This window comes from Sinorhizobium fredii (assembly GCF_002944405.1).
In the GTDB taxonomy this organism is placed as follows: domain Bacteria; phylum Pseudomonadota; class Alphaproteobacteria; order Rhizobiales; family Rhizobiaceae; genus Sinorhizobium; species Sinorhizobium fredii_C.
This window is the reverse complement of record NZ_CP024307.1, coordinates 3,244,258-3,264,008: the sequence shown is the minus strand read 5'-3', so window position 1 is coordinate 3,264,008 and position 19,751 is coordinate 3,244,258. Positions and strand designations below refer to the sequence as shown.

General features: G+C 64.2%; 20 protein-coding genes. 9 read left to right on the top strand and 11 right to left on the bottom strand.

Going from position 1 to position 19,751, the window contains the following annotated elements:
* The first annotated feature begins 245 nt into the window (after positions 1-245).
* Together NXT3_RS16055 and NXT3_RS16050 are read left to right on the top strand one after the other, a co-directional pair.
* Complete coding sequence (locus tag NXT3_RS16055; RefSeq protein WP_162109123.1) at positions 246-1,037, top strand: DUF3108 domain-containing protein; 792 nt, start codon at positions 246-248, stop codon at positions 1,035-1,037.
* A 125-nt stretch (positions 1,038-1,162) separates the two neighbouring features.
* A complete protein-coding gene (locus NXT3_RS16050) occupies positions 1,163-2,053 on the top strand; it encodes an aromatic amino acid exporter YddG (RefSeq protein WP_037419815.1) in 891 nt (296 codons plus the stop codon).
* A 3-nt stretch (positions 2,054-2,056) separates the two neighbouring features.
* Here the strand turns inward: NXT3_RS16050 and NXT3_RS16045 are convergent, their stop codons facing one another.
* Together NXT3_RS16045 and gloB are read right to left on the bottom strand one after the other, a co-directional pair.
* Positions 2,057-2,500: a cupin domain-containing protein gene (locus NXT3_RS16045; protein ID WP_104839687.1), complete on the bottom strand. Its 444-nt coding sequence runs from the start codon at positions 2,498-2,500 to the stop codon at positions 2,057-2,059.
* Positions 2,500-3,270 carry a hydroxyacylglutathione hydrolase gene (gene gloB, locus NXT3_RS16040; protein WP_104839686.1) on the bottom strand — a complete coding sequence of 257 codons (771 nt, stop codon included), beginning with the start codon at positions 3,268-3,270 and terminating at the stop codon, positions 2,500-2,502. Before gloB ends, NXT3_RS16045 begins: the two co-directional genes overlap by 1 nt.
* 189 nt (positions 3,271-3,459) lie before the next feature.
* Between gloB and NXT3_RS16035 the strand changes: the two genes are divergently transcribed.
* The 3 genes from NXT3_RS16035 to NXT3_RS16025 all read left to right on the top strand — a co-directional run bounded on the left by NXT3_RS16035 (position 3,460) and on the right by NXT3_RS16025 (position 6,342).
* Positions 3,460-4,230: a class I SAM-dependent methyltransferase gene (locus NXT3_RS16035; protein ID WP_097526586.1), complete on the top strand. Its 771-nt coding sequence runs from the start codon at positions 3,460-3,462 to the stop codon at positions 4,228-4,230.
* An 82-nt stretch (positions 4,231-4,312) separates the two neighbouring features.
* Positions 4,313-5,419: a histidinol-phosphate transaminase gene (gene hisC / locus NXT3_RS16030; protein ID WP_097526585.1), complete on the top strand. Its 1,107-nt coding sequence runs from the start codon at positions 4,313-4,315 to the stop codon at positions 5,417-5,419.
* Positions 5,416-6,342, top strand: coding sequence for a prephenate/arogenate dehydrogenase family protein (locus tag NXT3_RS16025; protein ID WP_097526584.1), 927 nt, complete (start codon positions 5,416-5,418; stop codon positions 6,340-6,342). Before hisC ends, NXT3_RS16025 begins: the two co-directional genes overlap by 4 nt.
* 15 nt (positions 6,343-6,357) lie before the next feature.
* Here NXT3_RS16025 and NXT3_RS16020 read toward each other — a convergent pair whose 3' ends face one another.
* The gene (locus NXT3_RS16020) at positions 6,358-7,371 is read right to left on the bottom strand and encodes a DUF2125 domain-containing protein (RefSeq protein ID WP_037419803.1); all 1,014 of its coding nucleotides are present in this window, start codon (positions 7,369-7,371) and stop codon (positions 6,358-6,360) included.
* Positions 7,372-7,682: 311 nt separating this feature from the next.
* Here NXT3_RS16020 and NXT3_RS16010 point away from each other — a divergent pair, with 311 nt between their 5' ends.
* Positions 7,683-8,237, top strand: a complete 555-nt coding sequence (locus NXT3_RS16010) for a gamma-glutamylcyclotransferase (protein WP_104839685.1) — start codon at positions 7,683-7,685, stop codon at positions 8,235-8,237.
* Here the strand turns inward: NXT3_RS16010 and NXT3_RS16005 are convergent.
* From NXT3_RS16005 to ftsE, 4 genes are all read right to left on the bottom strand, one after another.
* Complete coding sequence (locus NXT3_RS16005; RefSeq protein ID WP_097526580.1) at positions 8,228-9,028, bottom strand: lysophospholipid acyltransferase family protein; 801 nt, start codon at positions 9,026-9,028, stop codon at positions 8,228-8,230. The two genes, NXT3_RS16010 and NXT3_RS16005, sit on opposite strands and share 10 nt — an antisense overlap.
* A gap of 107 nt (positions 9,029-9,135) precedes the next feature.
* Entirely contained in the window at positions 9,136-9,834 is a 699-nt protein-coding gene (locus NXT3_RS16000; RefSeq protein ID WP_037420112.1) for a YdcF family protein, read from the bottom strand.
* Between the two features lie 113 nt (positions 9,835-9,947).
* Positions 9,948-10,955, bottom strand: coding sequence for a cell division protein FtsX (locus NXT3_RS15995; protein ID WP_104839684.1), 1,008 nt, complete (start codon positions 10,953-10,955; stop codon positions 9,948-9,950).
* Positions 10,948-11,571 carry a cell division ATP-binding protein FtsE gene (gene ftsE, locus NXT3_RS15990; RefSeq protein WP_234782359.1) on the bottom strand — a complete coding sequence of 208 codons (624 nt, stop codon included), beginning with the start codon at positions 11,569-11,571 and terminating at the stop codon, positions 10,948-10,950. The genes NXT3_RS15995 and ftsE overlap by 8 nt, the downstream gene beginning before the upstream one ends.
* Positions 11,572-11,973: 402 nt before the next feature.
* Here ftsE and NXT3_RS15985 point away from each other — a divergent pair, with 402 nt between their 5' ends.
* From NXT3_RS15985 to NXT3_RS15975, 3 genes are all read left to right on the top strand, one after another.
* Positions 11,974-12,627 (top strand): hypothetical protein, encoded by a 654-nt coding sequence (locus tag NXT3_RS15985; protein ID WP_104839683.1) that lies wholly within the window; start codon positions 11,974-11,976, stop codon positions 12,625-12,627.
* A gap of 62 nt (positions 12,628-12,689) precedes the next feature.
* Entirely contained in the window at positions 12,690-13,235 is a 546-nt protein-coding gene (gene hpt / locus NXT3_RS15980) for a hypoxanthine phosphoribosyltransferase (protein ID WP_097526576.1), read from the top strand.
* 271 nt (positions 13,236-13,506) lie between these two features.
* On the top strand, positions 13,507-13,866 hold the full coding sequence (locus NXT3_RS15975) for a response regulator (protein ID WP_037419785.1): 360 nt from the start codon (positions 13,507-13,509) through the stop codon (positions 13,864-13,866).
* 31 nt (positions 13,867-13,897) lie between these two features.
* Here NXT3_RS15975 and NXT3_RS15970 read toward each other — a convergent pair whose 3' ends face one another.
* The 4 genes from NXT3_RS15970 to argH all read right to left on the bottom strand — a co-directional run bounded on the left by NXT3_RS15970 (position 13,898) and on the right by argH (position 19,738).
* Complete coding sequence (locus tag NXT3_RS15970) at positions 13,898-16,507, bottom strand: TIGR02302 family protein (protein WP_097526575.1); 2,610 nt, start codon at positions 16,505-16,507, stop codon at positions 13,898-13,900.
* 144 nt (positions 16,508-16,651) lie between these two features.
* A complete protein-coding gene (gene lysA / locus NXT3_RS15965; RefSeq protein ID WP_037419781.1) occupies positions 16,652-17,920 on the bottom strand; it encodes a diaminopimelate decarboxylase in 1,269 nt (422 codons plus the stop codon).
* A gap of 15 nt (positions 17,921-17,935) precedes the next feature.
* Positions 17,936-18,130, bottom strand: a complete 195-nt coding sequence (gene lptM, locus NXT3_RS15960; protein ID WP_050988264.1) for an LPS translocon maturation chaperone LptM — start codon at positions 18,128-18,130, stop codon at positions 17,936-17,938.
* Positions 18,131-18,334: 204 nt separating this feature from the next.
* A complete protein-coding gene (argH, locus tag NXT3_RS15955; RefSeq protein ID WP_104839682.1) occupies positions 18,335-19,738 on the bottom strand; it encodes an argininosuccinate lyase in 1,404 nt (467 codons plus the stop codon).
* Between the last annotated feature and the right edge of the window lie 13 nt (positions 19,739-19,751).

Here is a 19,751-nt window from a genome sequence, read left to right as displayed (position 1 = left end):
CTTTCCGGCCGTGCCGCGCCGCGCTATCTCCTCCTGGCGCAGGCGGAATCAAGCCCTTGGTCTCGCCTGTAGAGACTATGACGAATCGGGCGCAGAAATGCCGCAAACCGCTTGCATCTCAGGGAATTGCGGCAGGGCCGCGCCGGGTGTCGTCGAGAAGCAGAATGACACTGTAACATTTTGAGCTGCTGCATGGTTTCGTCCTTGAACCGGTCGCGCTTCACGGATCCTGCAGGAGATTGGCAATGGGGCTTTCGGGAATGATGTTGCGCAGTGGCTTTCGCGTGCCGGCACTCCTGGCCGCCGCGATGTTTTCCACAGCCTGTTTTGCTGCGGAGATCGAGCATCAGACGGACTACAGCATCGCGCTTGCCGGCCTGCCGCTGGCGCGGGCCTCGTTCCACACCGAGATCGAGCAGAATCGCTATACGATCTCGGGAACGTTGAACTCGGCCGGCCTGGTGAACATCATCAGCCCGACCGCCGGCCAGACGCGCGTTTCCGGGCTGATCGGCCGCGACCGCCTCCGGGCGACGCAATACTCGATGTCCTATCGCAGCGGCAAGAAATCCCGGGCGATCAGCGTCAGCTTCCGCAACGGCAATGTGGTGCGCGCAAGCATGGTCCCGAAGCGCACACCATTGCCGAAGAACTGGGTACCGGTGACGAGCCGCGACATGCGCAACGTCCTCGATCCGCTCTCCGGGCTGATCATTCCGGCGACAAGCCGCGTCTGCCCCAATACGCTGCCGATCTTCGACGGCGAATCGCGGCTCGACATCAGGCTGTCGGCCAAGGGCACGCGGAACTTCAAGACCAAGGGCTTTGACGGCGAGGTGATCGTCTGCGGCGTCAAGTTCGTGCCGAAGGCCGGGTACCGAAAGGGGCGTGAGGACGTCGAATATCTGCGCCGCCTGGAAACCATGGAAATCTGGTTCGCGAAGTCGGAGGCGGTCGACGTCTATGCCCCCGTCTATGTCCGCATTCCGACGAAGATCGGGCCGGTGACCGTGTCGGCGACGCGGTTTGGCGGCTAGTCGGGCCTGCCGGTCGCCTCTTTCGAAAATCGCGCAGGCACGATAAATCCATGACAAGTCGAAGGGCGCGGCGGTACGCGGACGTACCGGGTGTCGCCTTCGGGGGCTGCGTGAGGGGAAGTGGGATGAAGTTCAAGGCAACGCTGGTCGGTTTTTCGGCAATCCTGATGTGGTCGCTGCTGGCACTCTTCACCGCGGCCTCCGGTGAGGTGCCGCCGTTCCAGCTTTCGGCGATCTGCTTCATGATCGGCAGCCTGCCGGGCATCATCGTATTGGCGTCGAAACCTCAACGCCTCTCGCTTCTGAAGCAGCCGGCCAAGGTCTGGATCACCGGCATTGCCGGACTTTTCGGCTACCATTTTCTCTATTTCACGGCGCTTCGAAATGCCCCGGCGGTGGAAGCCGGCCTGATCGCCTATCTCTGGCCGCTTCTGATCGTCGTCGGTTCGGCCCTGCTGCCGGGTGAGAGGCTTCGCTGGTACCATATCGCCGGCGCGCTTGCGGGGCTCTCCGGCACCATCATGATCGTGGCACGCGACGGCGTCGCCTTCGACGATGCCTATGCACTCGGTTACGGAGCCGCATTCCTCTGCGCCTTCGCCTGGTCCGGCTATTCGCTGATCACCCGGCGTTTCGGCGCAGTTTCGACCGACGTGGTGACCGGCTTTTGCCTAGCGACCTCGATTCTTTCCCTTCTCTGCCATCTCGGCCTCGAGACCACGGTCTGGCCGCAGGCGCCCCTGGAATGGCTGGCGGTTGCCGGCCTCGGCCTTCTGCCGGTCGGCGCTGCCTTCTATGCCTGGGACTTCGGCGTCAAGAACGGCGACATCCAGTTCCTCGGTGTTGCGAGCTATGCGGCGCCGGTGCTCTCGACATTGATCCTCATCCTGTTCGACTTTGCCGAGCCGTCCTGGCGAATCGCCTTGGCCTGCATGCTCGTCACAGGCGGCGCCGTACTCGCGGCGAAGGATATGATCTTCAGGAGCGGCGGGACGGCGGCGCAAGCGGCCGAGTAACACTCAATCTCGCGGCGGCTGCCAATCCGGTGCGGCCATCTCGAAGGCGGAAAAGTCGAAGCCCGGCGCAACCGTGCAGCCGACGAGCGTCCAGTCTCCGAGCGAGGCGGCCGATTGCCACCAACCGGCGGGGACAATCTGTTGCGGCCGTTCGCCGTTCAGAAGGTCGGGACCGAGCCGATGGCGTGAGGCCCGCTTTCCGGGTTCGGCAATGCTGAGTTCGAGCGGCGCCCCGGCGTAATGATGCCAGACTTCGGCTGCATCGCGGACGCGATGCCAGTGCGATCGGTCACCCTTTTCGAGCAGATAGTAGATTGCCGTCGAGTGGCCGCGTGACCCGTCGTCGGCATCGCGGAAGGTCTCGACGTACCAGCCGCCTTCCGGATGCCGGGTGAGCCCCAGCGTGTCGATGATCGTGGCCGCCGTCATCTCCCGCGCGGCGCTCATCAGAAATTGTCCTTGCGCTTGCGAATTTCCGCGAAGACGGCTGCATCGCTCGCCTTCTCCATGCCGAGGTGAGCGCGGATTTTCGGATCGGCGGCGCGCAGGAACGGGTTGGTTCTCTTCTCAAGGCCGATCGTCGTCGGCGCCGTGAAGCCGCCGTCCGAACGGGTCTCCTCGATTTCGGCGGCGCGCTCTTTCAGCGCCGAGTTTTCCGGATCGATCGTCACGGCGAAATGAGCGTTCGACAGCGTGTATTCGTGGCCGAAATAGACCGCCGTATCGTCGGGAAGCGCCATCAGCCGGTTCAGCGATTGCCACATCGTCTCGGCCGTCCCCTCGAAGAGCCGACCGCAGCCGAGCGCGAACAGCGTATCGGCGGCGAAGAGCAACTTGTCTTCGGGCAGATGGAAGCAGATGTGCCCCGCCGTATGACCGGGCGTTTCGATCACCTCGACCGGATGGCCGGAGAATACGAAGCGTTCCCCATTCGCCACTTGCTTGTCGATGCCTGGAATCTTCGAAGCCTCGCCCTTTGGACCGATGATGGTGACGCCGAAGCGTTCCTTCAGGCCGACATTTGCCGCGACGTGGTCGCCATGGTGATGGGTCGTCAGGATGTGGGTGAGGTGCCAGCCGCGCCGCTCCAGGGCCTCGAGGATCGGCTGCTCCTCGGGTGCGTCGATCGACGCCGTTGCGCCGCTTACCGGATCGTGGACGAGCACACCGAAGTTGTCGCTACGGCAGAGGAAGAGGTCAAGTTCGAGCGCGGCCATGGCTTGGGCCTCCCTTGGAGCATGCGTCGGGACTACAGCGACTTTTGCGCGTCTGATCAGGCGCGCAAAAGTCGCTGTAGCACTTTGAATTGCTGCATGTCTTTGTCCTAAATCGAAGTCGATCTTAGGAGACATGCAGTAGCCGAATGTAGCGAGCCTCGCCTTGAAGTCTACCGCTTCGAAGCTAACATGTTGCGCATGCATACAGATATCGTCGATCTCCGCCAATTCTATCATTCCGAGCTCGGCCGGATGGCAGAGCAAGCCGTCAGCATGGCGATCGCTTCCGTCTGGGCGCGCATGCCGGAAGAGCGGCTGGTCGGCCTCGGCTACGCGGTTCCCTATCTCGAGCGTTTCCGCGCCGACACCGAACGCACCTTCGCCTTCATGCCGGCCGGACAAGGCGCGGTGAACTGGCCGGTTGCCGAACTCTCCTCCACCGCGCTCGTCTTCGACGAGGAACTGCCGCTGCCGGATGCCTCGATCGACCGGGTGCTGATGGTCCATGCGCTGGAATTCGCCGAGAGCCCGCGGGAGACGATGAAGGAGATCTGGCGCGTGCTTGCTCCCGGCGGGCGGCTGGTCATCGTCGTGCCAAACCGTCGCGGTGTCTGGGCGCGGATGGAGCACACGCCCTTCGGTTCCGGCCGGCCCTATTCGCGGGGACAGCTGACTGCACTTTTGCGCGAGACCAACTTCACGCCGGGGGCGAGCTCCGAAGCGCTCTTCTTTCCGCCATCGAGACGAAAGATGATCCTGCGACTGCGCCATGGTCTCGAGCGCTTCGGCCGCTCGCTCTGGCCGGTGTTTTCCGGGGTGATCATCGTCGAGGCGCAGAAGCGGCTCTATCAGGGCCTGCCGGTGGCGGCGCGCGCCTCGCGCCGCGTCTTCGTCCCGGTGCTGGCACCGCATGGCGTTCCCAGCACCCGCACTCGGGCGCCGGAGGTCAAAACCCCGTAAACGCGGCAGCGACGCCGCACTCGACAAATTTGCCGCGCCCCGGTATTGGCTGGACCGCATTCTTCCCCGCGAAAGCCGATCGATGAACCTTGCCCTGAAGAGCCCCGAGCCGCGTCCCGGCATCCTGGACATTGCCGCCTATGTGCCGGGCCGGGAACACGCGCCGGGCGTGGCGAAGGTCCACAAGCTGTCGTCGAACGAAACGCCGCTCGGCGCGAGTCCGCGCGCAATCGAGGCATTCCAGCGGGCGGCGTTTACTCTAGAGCGCTATCCGGACGGGCAGGCTCACGCGCTGAAACACGCGATTGCCGCGGTTCACGGGCTGAACCCGGCCAATATTCTCTGCGGCAACGGCTCGGACGAGCTGCTGGGGCTCCTCTGCCACACCTATCTCGGCCCCGGCGACGAAGGGATCGTCACCGAGCATGGGTTCCTCGTCTACAAGATCCAGATCACCGCCGCCGGCGGGAGGCCGGTGACGGTCAAGGAGAGCGACGCGCGCGTCGACGTCGACGCGATCCTCGCTGCCGTCACCGAGCGGACAAAGATCGTCTTCATCGCCAATCCGGCAAACCCGACGGGAACCTATATTCCCGTCGACGAGGTGCGGCGCCTCCATGCCGGGCTGCCGCCCGGCGTCGTTCTGGTACTCGATGCGGCTTATGCCGAATATGTCCGGCGCAACGATTACGAGGCGGGAGTGGAGTTGGTTTCGGCCAACCGAAACGTGGTGATGACACGGACCTTCTCGAAGATCTATGGCCTTGCGGGCCTGCGCATCGGCTGGATGTATGCGCCGCGCGACATTGTGGAGGCCGTCGACCGCGTGCGCGGCCCCTTCAACCTCAATGCGCCGGCGATTGCGGCCGGGGCGGCGGCGATCCGGGACCAGGCCTTCGTCGCCGCGGCGGTCGATCACAACCTCGCCTGGCTCGCAAGGGCGAGCGAAGCCCTGGCGGCGATCGGTCTCCGTGTCACGCCGTCGGTCACCAATTTCGTGCTGATCCATTTCCAGGAGGCGGGCGGCAAATCGGCCGAGGAAGCGGATGCCTTTTTGACCGGCCGCGGGTTTATCCTGCGTGCCGTCAGCGCTTACGGCTTTCCCAATGCGCTGCGCATGACCATCGGCTCGGAAGAGGCGAATGAGGGCGTGATCGCGGCACTAACCGAATTCATGGGACGGAAATGATGGCTCAGCAGTTCGAAACCATCGCCCTCATCGGCATCGGCCTGATCGGCTCGTCGATCGCGCGCGACATCCTCGACAGGCAGCTCGCCGGAACGATCGTGGTGTCGACGCGCAGCGAAGCGACCCTGAAGCGCGCCGGCGAGCTCGGCCTCGGGCATCGCTATACGCTGTCGGCCGCCGAGGCGGTGAAGGATGCCGATCTCGTCATCGTCTCCGTGCCGGTCGGAGCTTCCGGTGCCGTCGCCGCCGAAATCGCCGCGCATCTGAAGCCAGGGGCGATCGTCACGGATGTCGGCTCGACGAAGGGATCGGTGATCGCCCAGATGGCGCCGCACCTGCCGGACAGCGTGCATTTCGTGCCCGGTCACCCGATCGCCGGCACCGAGCATTCCGGTCCGGATGCCGGCTTCGCCGGACTGTTTCGCGGTCGCTGGTGCATCCTGACGCCGCCGCCGGGCACGGACGAGGAGGCGGTCGCAAAGCTCAGGCTTTTCTGGGAGGCGCTCGGCTCGATGGTCGACGAGATGGATCCGGAGCATCACGACATGGTGCTGGCGATTGTCTCGCATCTTCCGCACATCATCGCCTACAACATCGTCGGCACGGCGGACGACCTCGCAACCGTGACCGAGTCGGAAGTGATCAAATATTCCGCCTCGGGCTTCCGCGACTTCACCCGTCTTGCCGCCTCGGACCCGACCATGTGGCGCGACGTCTGCCTGCACAACAAGGACGCGATCCTCGAAATGCTGGCGCGCTTTTCGGAGGATCTTGCCTCGCTGCAGCGCGCGATCCGCTGGGGCGACGGCGACAAGCTGTTCGATCTCTTCACCCGTACGCGGGCGATCCGCCGGTCGATCATTCAGGCCGGTCAGGATACGGCGATGCCGGACTTCGGCCGGCATGCCATGGACCAGAAATAGATCTGAATTCCGGATTCAAAGCGCCGGCAGGACACCGATCGGAACGAAGGCCAGAAAGGCGGTGCCGTCGCGCACATTGAGCTTGACGGTCGCTTCGTTCTTGCCGGCGGCGAGCGCCGTCAAGACGTTGGCGACATTGTTGATGAGGTCCGTTTCCTCGGGAACGGCTTTCACCAGGTTCTCGCGCCATGCGTCGATGTTCACCAGGGTCAGCGAGAACTCGCCGGAAACGAGCCCCTGATCGTCTACCGAGAAGGGTCCGGTGAGCTTGGCGGTCATTCCGCTTCCTGCGTCCAACGTCAACTGCCGCATTTCGCCCCTGGTACCGCGCAGCATGTGCGGGTTGATCGCGCCGCCTCGCAGCCAGTCGGCCCTACCGGTGACCGTAAGGTCCGCGGCAAGATTGACCGGCGGGGCGGGGCTCGGGCCTTCCTCGGGCCGCAGGTCGAGCTTCTCGACGCTGAGCGCCGCGTCGAGATCATCGCTGTTCTGGCGTAGATGGATCTCCCCGTGGCTGGCGCCGAAACCTATGCCCTTGCCGAGGAGCGGCGAGCGGATCGTGCCGGTCAGATTGTCGTAGGCAATCGACGTACGGTCGATGCCCGAGAGCGTCGCCGCAAGGCTTGCATGCAGCAGCGTCCAATCGGCGGACACCGAAACCCCGGGCGAGACCCGGATTTCAGCGGGGCCGTCGAGTTCGACGACGGCGCGTCCCGGCTGGTAGACCTGTGCCGCCGTCCGCAAGGCGCCGAAGGAGGCGGACGCACCGCGGCGGGTGTCGTCGAGGCGCACCTTGTCGCAGAAGAGGCCGATCCTGAACGGAAAGCCGCGCACGTCGAGATCTGTGCATTCGCCGCCAAGGCCGCTCGCCTGCTTTTCCGCCAAGTAGGCCGGCAACCGTTTCTCGATCTGGTCGGCGGCAACGAACCAGGCGGCGGAATAGAGGCCGGCGACGAGGATGATGCCTGCTGCAAGCCAGAGAAACTTCCTGCTGGCGGGCCGGCCCTTGGCGACCTCGGTTACCGTCATGGTATTGCGTACTCCACTTTGCTGGCCAGTATCGGCATCTACAGCGCGCGTCTTATCAGACGCGCAAAGGTCGCTGTAGCACTTTGAATTGCTGCATGTCTTTGTCCTTAAATCGAGGTCGATTTAAGGAGAACTCGACTTCGACGCAGATGCGCATGCACTCTTCGGCGCGCTCGCCGCAGCTCCCGACAAGGTGGAGCGGCTTCAGGCGGAAAACCGCTTCACAGCTTTGCCCATCCCGCTTTAGAAAGTTCTCAGTCGGCCGCTGCGCCTATCCAGGATGATTCGGTTATTGCGGCAACATTGGTTGAATGGCAGCGGATATGGACGAATTTTGGGTCTTTGGCTACGGCTCGCTGATGTGGAACCCGGGCTTTCGCTTCGAGGAGAAGCTGACGGCGCGGGCTTTCGGCTATCGTCGCTCCCTCTGCGTCCATTCCTGGGTGCATCGCGGCACCGAGCGGCACCCCGGCCTGGTGCTCGGACTGGACCATGGCGGCTCCTGCATCGGCATGGCCTTTCGCGTCGCTGCCGCCGAAAGGGCGGAGGTGGTCGATTATCTGCGCGAGCGCGAGCTGGTCACGCAGGTCTACAAGGAGCGAACCATGCCGGTGCAGCTCTCCGACGGCCGGCGCGTACCGGCGCTCGCCTATGTGATCGACCGCAACCACGTGCAATATGCCGGGGCGCTCAGCGCGGAGCAGGCGGCCGCCACGGTCGCAACCGCCGTGGGCAAGTCGGGAAACAACCGGGAATACGTGCTCAACACGCTTGCCCATCTGAGGGAAATGGGCATCCGCGACCATTGGCTCGAGGAAGTCGCCGCCAGTCTTACCAACGGTGCAGCCGCGTCGGCTCAGGTCTGATCGGTCACTTTTCCCGCGCCAAGTTCGCGCAGGCGCTGTTTGGCCGTCGGCGGCAGCGGCAGGTGAGGATTGGCCTTGACGGTCTCGACGAGGAGCTCGTCGCTAGCGGCCTCGGTCACTTCGACGAGCTTCGCCAAAAAGGCGTCCGGATCAAGGCCGGCTTCGATGGGCGGCAGCACGCGCACCTTGAAATGGCCGGGAAAGCGCAGGAACTTGCGGCGTGGCCAGAAGAGGCCCGGATGCATGGCGACGGGGACGACCGGCACCTGCAGGTCGCGGTAGAGCCGGGCAATGCCGTACTTGTATTCCGGCGGGGCGCCGGGCGGGCGCCGCGTGCCTTCCGGATAGATGATCAGCTGACGTCCGGTCGCCATTTCCCGCTTGGTGCGCTCCATGACCTCCGTCATCGCCTTGCCGCGGGCGGCGCGGTTTACCGGCACCATGCGCTGCTTGATGATGTACCAGCCGAAGAGCGGGATCCAGGTCAGCTCGCGCTTCAGGATGTAGAACGGGTCGTCGAGCCAGGGCAGAAGCGCATAGGCGTCCCAGAAGGACTGGTGCTTCGGCGCGAAGATGTAGGCGCCCTGTGGAACGTTCTCGAGGCCCTCGATCTCGAAGGTCGTCCCGACGATCTTTTGCATGAGCCAGTGGTTGCTGCGCACCCAGTTCTTCGGCACGAACCAGGCTGTCTTGCGCGGCACGAGAAAATAGACCGGGGTCAGCACGATCATCTGGACGATCAGATTGGCATAGAAGACCAGGTTGAAGAGGATCGAACGCAGGATGATCATCAGGCAGGCTCTCGATGGAAGGCGACGCTGACCGCGATGCGGTTGGCCGTTCCGCTGCCTACACGAAACTCGCAGCAAGGAAAACAGTTCTTGCAGGATCCGGCGCGCTACTCTTCCCGCGGCGCGGGGAGAGAAGCGTCGGTTCTCGGATTGTCTGTCAGGTGCGTGCTCACAAGATCCCGCAGCGAGGCGACCGAATATTTGGCGTATTCGAGCAGGATGGCCTTGATGAAGAGCGGATTGCGCAGCCAGTTGGATGTCTTCAGGTCCGAATTGACGACCGGATAGGCGATGAACTGCGTGTCCGGCCGAACCCGGCGCAGTTCGAGCAGGCTGCGGGGCATATGGTAGTTGTTGGTGACGACGAGGACGCTCCGATAGCCGCGGTCCAGGATCCACTGCCCGGCCTCGGTCGCGTTGCCGATCGTATCGACTGCTTCATGGCCGATATCGACGCAGCACTTGAAGAGATCGGCCGAACTTTGCGTGTTGCGGCGTATCTGGCTCTCCGTCGTCGCCGGATTGACGCCGGAGATCAGAAGCCGGTTGCCGGCGCCGGATTTCAGCAGTTCGACCGCCTGGTCTATCCGCTGGAAGCCGCCGGTCAGCACGACGATTGCATCCGCTCTGGGTGTGGCCGGCGGCTGCAGCGAGGCGACCGTATCGGCGAAGTGCAGGAAGCCGGCGACGAAGATGGCGAGAAAGGCGAGCAGCACGAAAAAGCCGCGCCGCAGGATTTTGCGCAGCAGGCTGCGAGACCGACGGCGGCGCGCGGCCCTGTCTCGCCATTTGCCCCTATCGGCCATTCCGCTCTCGCGAAGCTCCTCACCCATTATGATTCTCTCACATAGCCGCCGATTGCGGCAGGGGATAGATCGGTCGGGGGAGATTCACGGTTTTGGAAAGCCCACGAGAGGGGTCAGCTCTGATAGGTATCCGTCCGGCCGGGGTCCGAGCGGATAAGGTCGATTTCGTAGATCGTCCGGGTGACGGTCAGCCGCGCCGTCAGCGTCGTCAGCAAGGCGATGACGATGATGATCGCGAAGATGCCCAGATAACCGGTGTAGCCGATCGCAAAGGTGCCGAAGAGCGCCGTCGCCTGGTCCGTTTCGGGGGTTGCGAGCGTCTGCGATTGCCAGAAACCGGCGATGGCGAATGACAGCGCCGCGAGCAGCCCGCCGGCGCCGGCGCCTTTGAGGCTGATTCTGAGGAAGTGCTTCTGGAACTCGGACGCCACGAAGCCCGCCTCGGCCCCGACGAAATGCAGGACCTCGACGATGTGGCGATTGCCGGAAAGGGCGCCGCGGGTGGCGAACACGACGGTCAGCACCATGGCCGAAAAGACAAGCGCCAGAACGCCGGTCCCGATCATTGTCGTGGTGTTGGCCATGGCGACCAGGCGGTCTACCCACGTGCGATGGTCGTCGAGAATCGCCTCGGGAATCGTCTCCGTCAAGGCCTTTCGCATGGCGGAAAAATCCGGCGGGTCGTTTTCGTCGATGGTTATCACCACGAGCCGCGGCACCGGCAGTTCGTCGAGGTTGAGGCCGCTGCCGAGCCAGGGTTCGAGGAGGCGGGCCGTTGCGGCGCGGTCGATGATGTTGCCGCCCGTCGTGCCGGGGAAGGTCAAGGCGAGGTCGCGCGCGTCGGCGAGCGCCTTCTCCATGTCCAGGTTCTCGTCCGGCTTGATCTGGATGGTGATCTCGCGAGAAATCTGCGATTGCCAGCTTTGCGCCGTCGCGCGCACCATGCTGACGCCGCCGAGCGTCAGGCAGGCGAGGAACGACATGATGGCAATGACGCACATCAAGGCATGGCCGGAGACATTGGCGGAGGGTACGATCGGCCCGGTCGGGCGCACGCGCATCTCGCTGCGGCGCTGCTGCGGCGGCGGGTCTGGCTCGCGGCGGGGGCGCTGCTCATTCATAGATATCGAGCCGCCCCTGTGAAAGGATCATGCGCCGGGCCTCGACCTGGTCCATCAGCGACAGGTCGTGCGTGGCGATCACCACGGCGGTGCCGAGCCTGTTCAGTTCGAGGAAAAGGTTCAACAGCCGCCTTGCCATCGGCGGATCGACATTGCCGGTCGGTTCGTCGGCGAGCAGGATTTCCGGGCGGTCGATCAGCGCCCGGGCGATCGCGGCGCGCTGCTTTTCGCCGCCGGAAAGCACCGGCGGCAGCACATTGATGCGCTCGCCAAGACCGACCCATTTGAGAAGCTCGAGCACGTCCGAGCGATAGCTCGTCTCCTCCTTGCCGCGGACCCTCAGCGGCAGGGCGACGTTCTCATAGGTCGTCAGGTGGTCGAGAAGGCGGAAGTCCTGGAAGACGATGCCGATGCGTCGCCGCAGCATCGGAAATTCCTCGCGCGGAATGGAGGATATGTTGCGGTCGAACATGCGAATGAGCCCGCGCGTCGGCTTCAGCGACAGGAACAGCAGCCGCAGCAGCGTCGTCTTGCCGGCTCCTGATGGGCCGGTCAGGAATTGAAAGGACCGACGCGGAATGTCGAACGTCAGGTCCCGGAGAATTTCCGGCCCCATGCCATAGCGCAATCCGACATTCTCGAAATGAATCAAAGGGACAGTCCAATCTCTCGTCACAATCCTCGACAACCGCCGCAACCGGCCGTTCGCACATCCAGGCGTCCTTGCGCCCCGCCGGGCGCACACGAAGCGCGCTGCATCGCTTTGAACTGCGGTGCCGATTGAAGGACCATGCAGTAGGACAGCGCGCCTGCCAAGGCAAAACCGAGTGCGGAACCATGGTTAAGCGACGGTTAATGTCCCAGGAAAACACGCCGCTTTCGCGGCTCTTTCCGAAACATTAACCATTCCGATTTACGTTCCGTGAGGATTTGATGCAATGCCTTGTTTTTGCAGGGTCTTGCCGCGAGCTTGGCGCGCCCGGCGTAGAAGGGCGCGGCACTCCGATGGGAGAGCCCCATGCAGGCATTTCGCACGAAGACCGCCGGTATCGACCTCCTTCCGCCGGAGCGCGTGCCGCGCGCGGACAATCCCCCGGCCAGGAAACGCGACTATGTCGACGTCGAATTCGAGACCGTCGCTCCTGGTCCGCGGCGCGGCCCTTATCCGGTCTTCAACGACAATCGGCGATCGGCAGCGCGCCCCGTTCCGCCTCCGACGACGACCATTCGAAGCGTGGCAGCGGCGCGGCTCCTCGCGACTGCGGAGGTGAAACTGCGTGCGATGCCGGCGCGGCGTTTCGCCGCCCTCGCCGCCGGCCTTGGCCTCACGGCCTTCCTATTGGTGGCAGGGCTCGGGGGGCACGACGAGGCGGATGCCCGTCCGCTGGCCATCGAGGCGGTCACGACCTCACTCGATTATACCGGCGGCATGCGCGTGCTTTCCGTCTATGGGGCCATCGACAACCGCTCCGATCTCGAACAGCGTCTGCCGCCTGTGGTCGTCGAAGTGATGAGCAACGGACGGCCGGTGACGGCGACGCGGCTGATGCACGAAGGCGCGGCCATCGCGCCGGGTGAAAGCCGCCGCTTCGTCACCCGGCTTCCCTATGCGGGCGGAAAAATGCCTGAAGTCGCCGTTTCCTTTGCGGAAAACAGTGTTTCGCCTCGCTGATTGTGCTAATCGGCGCTGGAAAGGGAGGGCAGGCGTTCTTCCTTCAGAAACGGAGACCCACCATGCCCGTCGTTCGCGGCAAGAATATCGAGATCCTCTATAGCCCCGAGGCGATTGCCAGTCGCAATCGAGACATGGCGGAAGAGATCATGCGCGGGCCGCACAAGGACCTCCTCGTCATCTCGATCCTCAAGGGCTCCTTCATCTTTGCGGCCGATCTCATCCGTGCCATGCACGGGGCGGGGCTTGCGCCGGAGGTCGAGTTCATCACGCTGTCAAGCTACGGCACGGGGACCGAATCCAAGGGTGTGAGGATCACCAAGGATATCGACAGCGACGTGCACGATCGCGACGTTCTCTTGATCGACGATATTCTCGAATCCGGGCGGACGTTGCGCTTTGCCAAGGACCTGCTCTACGAACGCGGCGCCCGCCATGTGACGATCGCCGTACTGCTCGACAAGCGCATGAAGCGCCGCGTCGACTTGGAGGCCGATTATGTCGGCTTCGAATGCCCCGATCACTTCGTGGTGGGCTACGGCATGGACGTCGCCTATGCCTTCCGCGAACTGCCCTTCGTCGGCGTCGTCACCGGCGACGCGGAATAGCGTCTCTCCGGCCTCCGATACCCCGGTTTCACTCTTTGCGGGGAGGGCAATGATTGCTTGCGCCTGATGGGCGAGTATTCGCCCTTTCTCTACCTGGAAGCGCGAGATGCTGAAAATCGATGAGATCGCGTTTACCGAAAGCAAACAAAAACCTGTTTGGTTGGAACGGTGTCACGGCCGCAGGCGGCGTGGATACGGATGTTCAACGACGTAGAGCGTCTTCCTTGCGAACGACGCCGGCGCTCCGTGAGAGCGAATACGGGAGGCCATGATGGCGAAAATCCTGATTACCGAGGATGAGGATGCCTTGCGCTCGTTCGTGGCGCGGGCGCTGCAACTCGATGGACACGAAACGGTTGAGGCCGGGGATGGTGCCGACGGGCTCGCCTGCCTCAAGGACCAGCGCTTCGACCTGCTGCTTTCCGATATCCGAATGCCGGTCATGGACGGCATCGAGCTCGTGCATCAGGCATCGGCGGCCTTTCCCAAGCTCAAGATCTTGCTGATGACCGGCTATGCCGAGCAGCGCGAGCGCACCGACGATCTCACTGGCAAGGTGGTGGATGTGATTTCCAAGCCATTTTCCTTGCCTGACATCCGCAAGGCGGTTGCGCACGCCCTGGCGGCCTGAGGGTTTCCTGAGGCCCTGCTCGGGCGGGGCCTCAGCGCATATCGAGCAAGCGCTCCAGATATAGCCGCTCGACTTCGGGCGACAGGTTGTCGCCGAGCTTGCGCCGGATCGCGTCCAGGATCTGGCGGGCGCGCTGCGTGTCGATCTCGTCCGGCACCTTCACCTGGTCGCCGAAATCCGGTCCGGCGTTCTGCTGGCGGCGGCCGAGCGGATCGCGCCCGTTCTGGCCGTATTGCGGCACACCTTGCCCGGGGCCGGGCCCCTGACCCTGGGCCTGCATCTGGTTCATCATGTCCTGGGCGCCTTCGCGCAGCGCCTGCAGCGCCCGGCCCTGGCTGCCAACCGCCCGTTCGCCCTGGCCCTGGCCGAGGGCGCCCGCGGCGTCCTTCATTTCGCGCCCGGCCTGGCCGAAGCCCTTGCCGGGCTTTATGCCGAGTTCCTCCAGGCCCTTTTGCAGATCGCCCAGCTGCTTGCCGAGCGCCTCCTGCTGCTCTCTGAGCTGCCTCAAGGCTTCCTTCAGCTGCTCGGCGGTCATCTCGTCGAGCGGGTTCGGCTGTCCGTTCGGGTCGCCCTGCTGTCCGGGATCCTGGGGCATGTCCTGGCCGAACAGCTCGTTGTCCTCGCCCTGCAGCGGATCGCCGCGCTGCATCCGGTCACGCAGCGCCTGGTCCAGCTTGAATGTTTCGTCCATCAGCTGCTGCTGCTGCTGCATCAGCTGGCCGAGCTTGTCCATCTGCTGGCGCATGGCGCTGTTCTGCTCGCCGCCCTGTTGCATTCGGCCGGCCTGCAGATTGTTCATCATCCGCTGTAGTTCGGACAGAAGCTGGCGCGCCTGATCGCGCGCTCCGGAGCGCGCCAGGTTCTCGATCTGGTCCATCATCTTTTCCAGATCCTGCTGGCGCAGCACATTGTTCATGTCCGGATTGGCGGCGATCGCCGGATTTTTGGCCGCCTGCTCGGCGAGCGCGCGCATATATTCCTGCATCGCCTGACGCAACTCCTGCATCAGCCTGGCGATCTCCTCATCCGAGGCGTTGCGTTCGAGCGCATCGGAGAGCGCCTGCTGGGCATCGCGCAGCCGGCGCTCGGCGAGCGACAGGTCGCCATCCTCGATGCCGAGGGCTATTTCCCAGAGATGCTCGGCCGCGTCGCGCAGCATATCGTCGTTGCGGGCGAGCTCCATCCGCGTCCGGGCCGACTGGATCAGCAGGAAATGGGTGAGGTTCGGGAGCGTCTCCTCGGGATAGAGCGTCAGCGCATCATTGAGATCGATGGCATGGGGGAGCTGGTTGGCGTCGAGCGCGAAGACCTGCCGCTGTTCGGCGACCGCTGCGGCCAGCGGCTCGAAGAAGCGCCGCGCCGGCAACACCATTTCCTCCGGCACGCTTCGCCCTTCCTGGCCGGCGGCGTCGCGGGCGACGAGAGTGATCTCGACGCGCTTGCCGGAAAGCGGATGTTCGCTCAAGTTCCGGCTGGTCGTTCCCTTGGCATCGCGCGGGTTGCGGCGGGGCAGGTCGAGGCGGTATTCCGGTGGTGGATAGAGCGGCCTGGCGCCGGCAGCTGGTTCGTCCAGAGGCTTGATCTCTGCCCAGGCCTGGGCGATGCCGTAGTCGTCATGGGCGAGGAAGCTTATCTCCAGCGAAGCGTTCGCCGTCGGACGGGGAGCACCATCGAAGGCGATGCCGGGGACGCTGTCGGGAATGATCTTGAAATTCCAGCGCTGTCCGGCAACGGAAAGCGTCCCGTCGCGGGTGATCTTGAAGAGATGGCTGCGGGCGCCGTTCGCCGGCGTGCCGGCCGCTTCCGCCGGCTGCTGCGGCGACGGCTTGCCGGCCACGGCCGGGATGATCGTCGGCTGAGGGCTGCCCGTGTCGGCATAGCTGACCTGCGTCTCCTGGCCGGCGCCGGTTACCCGGACCGTGACGTCGCTGAACTGCGGAATGGTGATCGCAGCCTGCCTGTCGGCGGCTGCCGTATCCTCCCGGCCGGTCAGGAAAATCGGTGCGCGGCCGGTATAGGCCGGCGGCGTCACCCATGCGTCGATGCGGATGTCGGGAGCAGCGACCTGCCGTTCGGGCAGCCGAAACGCATCCGACGCCAGGCCGGCGCGGTTCGAATAGGAATAGGCGAAGGCGACGCAGGCGATGAGGATCGGCACGGCTCTGAGTGCTAGGGGATCGTGTCTCGCAACGTCGGGACGTGGCAGGCCCGTATCGAGGCCGTGGACGAGACGCGCCATGCGTGCCTGGTGCTCGTGCCAGAGTGCCGCACCAACGGCTCCCTCCGTCGCCGGCGCGTCATCCTGCACGCGGATCGCCTGATGCGGCAGCCGATTGCGGTCTTCGAGCATCCGGTCGGCTTCGGCGATCTCCGGCCAGCGAACGCGAGTGAGCGGCAGCAGCGTCAGGAAAAGCCCGGCGGCGAAGGCGAGCAGTACCACGACGTGCAGCCAGAACGGCGCGACACGAAAAAGGCCGAGCCAGCCAGCTGAGAGGAAGAGGAGAACGAGCGAGGCCGGGGCGAGCGCACGGGGCAGGAGCTGCTCGGAAAGCAGGATCAGGCGTGCCAGGAACCGCTTCGTCGCCAGCATTCTGCCGAGTGACTTCGGTTGTGGCGTTTCATCCTGCCGGAATTGCGTCATCCGCCCAAGTTCCCTTTCGATCCCTTTGACCGCCGCGGCGGTCAAAGGTCAGGATAACATCCTTTGTGGCGAAGGCGAGGGCGACAAGAAAAACAAACCGTGATCGCGCCGAGGCGCGGCCCGTCGAAAGATCTACGCCGGGGATCAGTCAAGCCAATCCGGCACCGAGTCGAGGCCGATCAAATCGTCGTAGTCCTCGCGCGGGCGGATCACGTGGAATCGATCGGCCTTGACGAGTACCTCGGGGACCAGAAGGCGGCTGTTATAGGTGCTGGCCTGGACCGCTCCGTAGGCGCCCGCTGAACCGATGGCGAAGAGATCGCCCGGCTTCGGCATCGCCATCTCCCGGTCGAGCGCCAGATAATCGCCCGTCTCGCAGACCGGGCCGACGACGTCGGCCTTGATGCGCGGCGCATTGGCCGCAGAAATCTTCACCGGCCTGATCTCGTGATAGGCTTCGTATAGCGTCGGGCGGATCAGGTCGTTCATCGCGCCATCGACGATTACGAAGGTCTTTTCGCCGCCATCCTTCACATAAATGACTTCCGTGACGAGAATGCCGGCATTGCCGACAATCAGCCGGCCCGGCTCGGTGACGATCTTGCAGTCGAGGCCCTTCAGCTGGTTCTTGACGATGTCCGCATAGGCATCGGGGAGCGGCGGCGGATTGTTGTCTTCCCGGTAGGGGATACCGAGGCCGCCGCCGATATCCACATGGTTGATGGCGTGGCCATCCGAGCGCAGCGTATCGACCAGTTCGCGCAGCAGCTTGAAGGCATCGTCGAAGGGCTGCAGCTCGGTGATCTGGCTGCCGATATGCATGTCGATGCCGGTCACCTTGATGCCGGGGAGCGTCGCGGCATGGGCATAGACGGCGCGCGCCCGCTCCCAGGAAATGCCGAACTTGTTTTCCTTCTTGCCGGTCGAGATCTTGGCGTGCGTGCCCGCGTCGACGTCCGGATTGATGCGGAAGGAGACATGCGCCTTTTTGCCGGCGCGGACGGCCCGCTGGTTGAGGATCTCCAGCTCCGGCTCGGATTCGACGTTGAAGCAATAGATGCCGGCCTCGAGCCCGAGGTCCATTTCGCGCGGCGTCTTGCCGACGCCGGAAAACATGATCCGCTCTGCAGGAATGCCGGCGGCGAGCGCCCGGCGGAGCTCGCCCTCGGAGACCACGTCGACGCCGGCGCCGAGGCGGCCGAGCGTCTTCAGTACGGCCTGGTTGGAATTGGCCTTCACCGCATAGCAGACCATCGCATCGACGTCGGCGAAGGCCCTTGCGAACACCCGGTAGTGTCGCTCGAGCGTCGCGGTGGAATAGCAATAAAAGGGCGTGCCGACGGCGCGGGCGATATCCGTTACTGGGACGTCTTCGGCGTAAAGAATTCCGTCGCGATAGTCGAAATGGTTCACGGGGGTGTCGCTCGCTTAGAGGAGGGGATCAAGCAGGAAGGGGCGGTCCTCGACCGTCTCCTTCGGTTCGGCGGTGCCGGCGGGCGCCTTCGTGTTGATCGCCGTGGTGGCGCCCGGCCGATCGAGATCGCCCTTGCGCCCGCAGCCGGTCAGAACCAGCCCCGGAATTGCCAACAGGAGCGCAAGCCGGGCCGCCTTGGTAGATGTCATCGTCATGTCCCTCGCCGAAGCTGAAGCCGATTGATCTTAGATAGAGCGGTCTCTTATCGGTTTTTCAGCGACTTGTGCACCCTGTTTGTGTGCGCAGATGTCTACGTTTCAATGCATATCGCTGCCTCACCCTAGCCTTCTCCCCGCGTGCGGGGAGAAGGTCGCGGCAGCGGGATTAGGGGCGCGCCGGCGGCAGCGAATCCACTAATTGCGCGCCCGCCACCAGGCAATCTGCTTGCGCACCTCGGCCGGTGCGGTGCCGCCGAAGCTGGTGCGGCTCGCGACGGACGCTTCGACGGTCAGCACGTCGAAGACCTTGTCGGTAATGGCGGGGTTGATCGCCGTGAGTTCGGCAAGCGGGAGGTCAGCGAGATCGCAGCCCTTCTCTTCGGCAAGTGCGACGGCTTTTCCGGTCACGTGATGCGCATCGCGGAACGGAAGGCCCGCCGCGCGGACCAGCCAGTCGGCAAGGTCGGTGGCGGTCGAATAGCCGGAACCGGCGGCGGCCTTCATCCGGTCGGCGCGGATCTTCATGTCGCGGACCATGCCGGTCATCGCCGCGATCGCCAGTTCGAGGCTTTCGGCCGCGTCGAAGACCTGTTCCTTGTCCTCCTGCATGTCCTTGGAATAGGCGAGCGGCAGCCCTTTCATCACCGTCAGAAGCGCAATCAGCGAGCCGTTGATGCGGCCGGTCTTGGCGCGCACGAGCTCGGCGGCATCCGGGTTCTTCTTCTGCGGCATGATCGAAGAACCGGTCGAGAAGGCATCCGACAGGCGGATGAAGCCGAATTGCGGCGTCGACCAGATGACGATCTCTTCGGCAAGACGCGACAGGTGCGTGGCGGCGATTGCGGCGATAGACAGGAATTCCAGTGCGAAGTCGCGATCGGAGACGGTATCGATCGAGTTGCGGGTCGGCTCGCGGAAGCCGAGTGCCTTCGCCGTCATGTGCCGGTCGATCGGGAAGCCGGTGCCGGCAAGGGCGGCGGCGCCGATCGGGCTTTCGTCCATATGCTCGATCGCGTGGCGGACGCGCGAGCGGTCGCGGCCGAACATCTCGACATAGGCCATGCAATGGTGGCCGAAGGTCACCGGCTGGGCCGTCTGCAGATGGGTGAAGCCCGGCATCACCGTGTCGGCATGCTCTTCCGCCCGGTCGAGAAAGGCGCCGATCAGCGCTGTCAGGGCCCTTTCGGTCTTCTGCAGTTCTTCCTTCACCCAGAGGCGGAAATCGAGCGCCACCTGGTCGTTGCGCGAGCGTGCCGTATGCAGGCGTCCGGCGGCGGGGCCGATCAGCGTCGCCAGCCGCGCTTCGATGTTCATGTGAATGTCTTCGAGCCGGCGCGAGAACTCGAAGGCGCCGCTTTCGATCTCTGACAGGATCGTGCCGAGGCCGTGAACGATCTTGTCTTTGTCCTCGGCGGAAATGATGCCCTGATGCGCGAGCATCGTGGCGTGCGCTATTGAGCCGCGGATGTCCTGCGCATAGAGCTTCTTGTCGAAGCCGATCGAGGCATTTATCTCCTCCATGATCGCGTCCGGGCCCGAGGCGAAGCGTCCGCCCCACATCTGGTTGGAGGATTTCGTCTCGGAACTGCCGTCAGCCATCGGAATGCCCGCC

Coding starts and splice junctions, on each gene's coding strand:
- NXT3_RS16055 (WP_162109123.1), top strand. CDS start 246: ATGGGGCTTTCGGGAATGATGTTGCGCAGTGGCTTTCGCGTGCCGGCA.
- NXT3_RS16050 (WP_037419815.1), top strand. CDS start 1,163: ATGAAGTTCAAGGCAACGCTGGTCGGTTTTTCGGCAATCCTGATGTGG.
- NXT3_RS16045 (WP_104839687.1), bottom strand. CDS start 2,500: ATGAGCGCCGCGCGGGAGATGACGGCGGCCACGATCATCGACACGCTG.
- gloB (WP_104839686.1), bottom strand. CDS start 3,270: ATGGCCGCGCTCGAACTTGACCTCTTCCTCTGCCGTAGCGACAACTTC.
- NXT3_RS16035 (WP_097526586.1), top strand. CDS start 3,460: ATGTTGCGCATGCATACAGATATCGTCGATCTCCGCCAATTCTATCAT.
- hisC (WP_097526585.1), top strand. CDS start 4,313: ATGAACCTTGCCCTGAAGAGCCCCGAGCCGCGTCCCGGCATCCTGGAC.
- NXT3_RS16025 (WP_097526584.1), top strand. CDS start 5,416: ATGATGGCTCAGCAGTTCGAAACCATCGCCCTCATCGGCATCGGCCTG.
- NXT3_RS16020 (WP_037419803.1), bottom strand. CDS start 7,371: ATGACGGTAACCGAGGTCGCCAAGGGCCGGCCCGCCAGCAGGAAGTTT.
- NXT3_RS16010 (WP_104839685.1), top strand. CDS start 7,683: ATGGCAGCGGATATGGACGAATTTTGGGTCTTTGGCTACGGCTCGCTG.
- NXT3_RS16005 (WP_097526580.1), bottom strand. CDS start 9,028: ATGATCATCCTGCGTTCGATCCTCTTCAACCTGGTCTTCTATGCCAAT.
- NXT3_RS16000 (WP_037420112.1), bottom strand. CDS start 9,834: ATGGCCGATAGGGGCAAATGGCGAGACAGGGCCGCGCGCCGCCGTCGG.
- NXT3_RS15995 (WP_104839684.1), bottom strand. CDS start 10,955: ATGAATGAGCAGCGCCCCCGCCGCGAGCCAGACCCGCCGCCGCAGCAG.
- ftsE (WP_234782359.1), bottom strand. CDS start 11,571: ATGGGGCCGGAAATTCTCCGGGACCTGACGTTCGACATTCCGCGTCGG.
- NXT3_RS15985 (WP_104839683.1), top strand. CDS start 11,974: ATGCAGGCATTTCGCACGAAGACCGCCGGTATCGACCTCCTTCCGCCG.
- hpt (WP_097526576.1), top strand. CDS start 12,690: ATGCCCGTCGTTCGCGGCAAGAATATCGAGATCCTCTATAGCCCCGAG.
- NXT3_RS15975 (WP_037419785.1), top strand. CDS start 13,507: ATGGCGAAAATCCTGATTACCGAGGATGAGGATGCCTTGCGCTCGTTC.
- NXT3_RS15970 (WP_097526575.1), bottom strand. CDS start 16,507: ATGACGCAATTCCGGCAGGATGAAACGCCACAACCGAAGTCACTCGGC.
- lptM (WP_050988264.1), bottom strand. CDS start 18,130: ATGACATCTACCAAGGCGGCCCGGCTTGCGCTCCTGTTGGCAATTCCG.
- argH (WP_104839682.1), bottom strand. CDS start 19,738: ATGGCTGACGGCAGTTCCGAGACGAAATCCTCCAACCAGATGTGGGGC.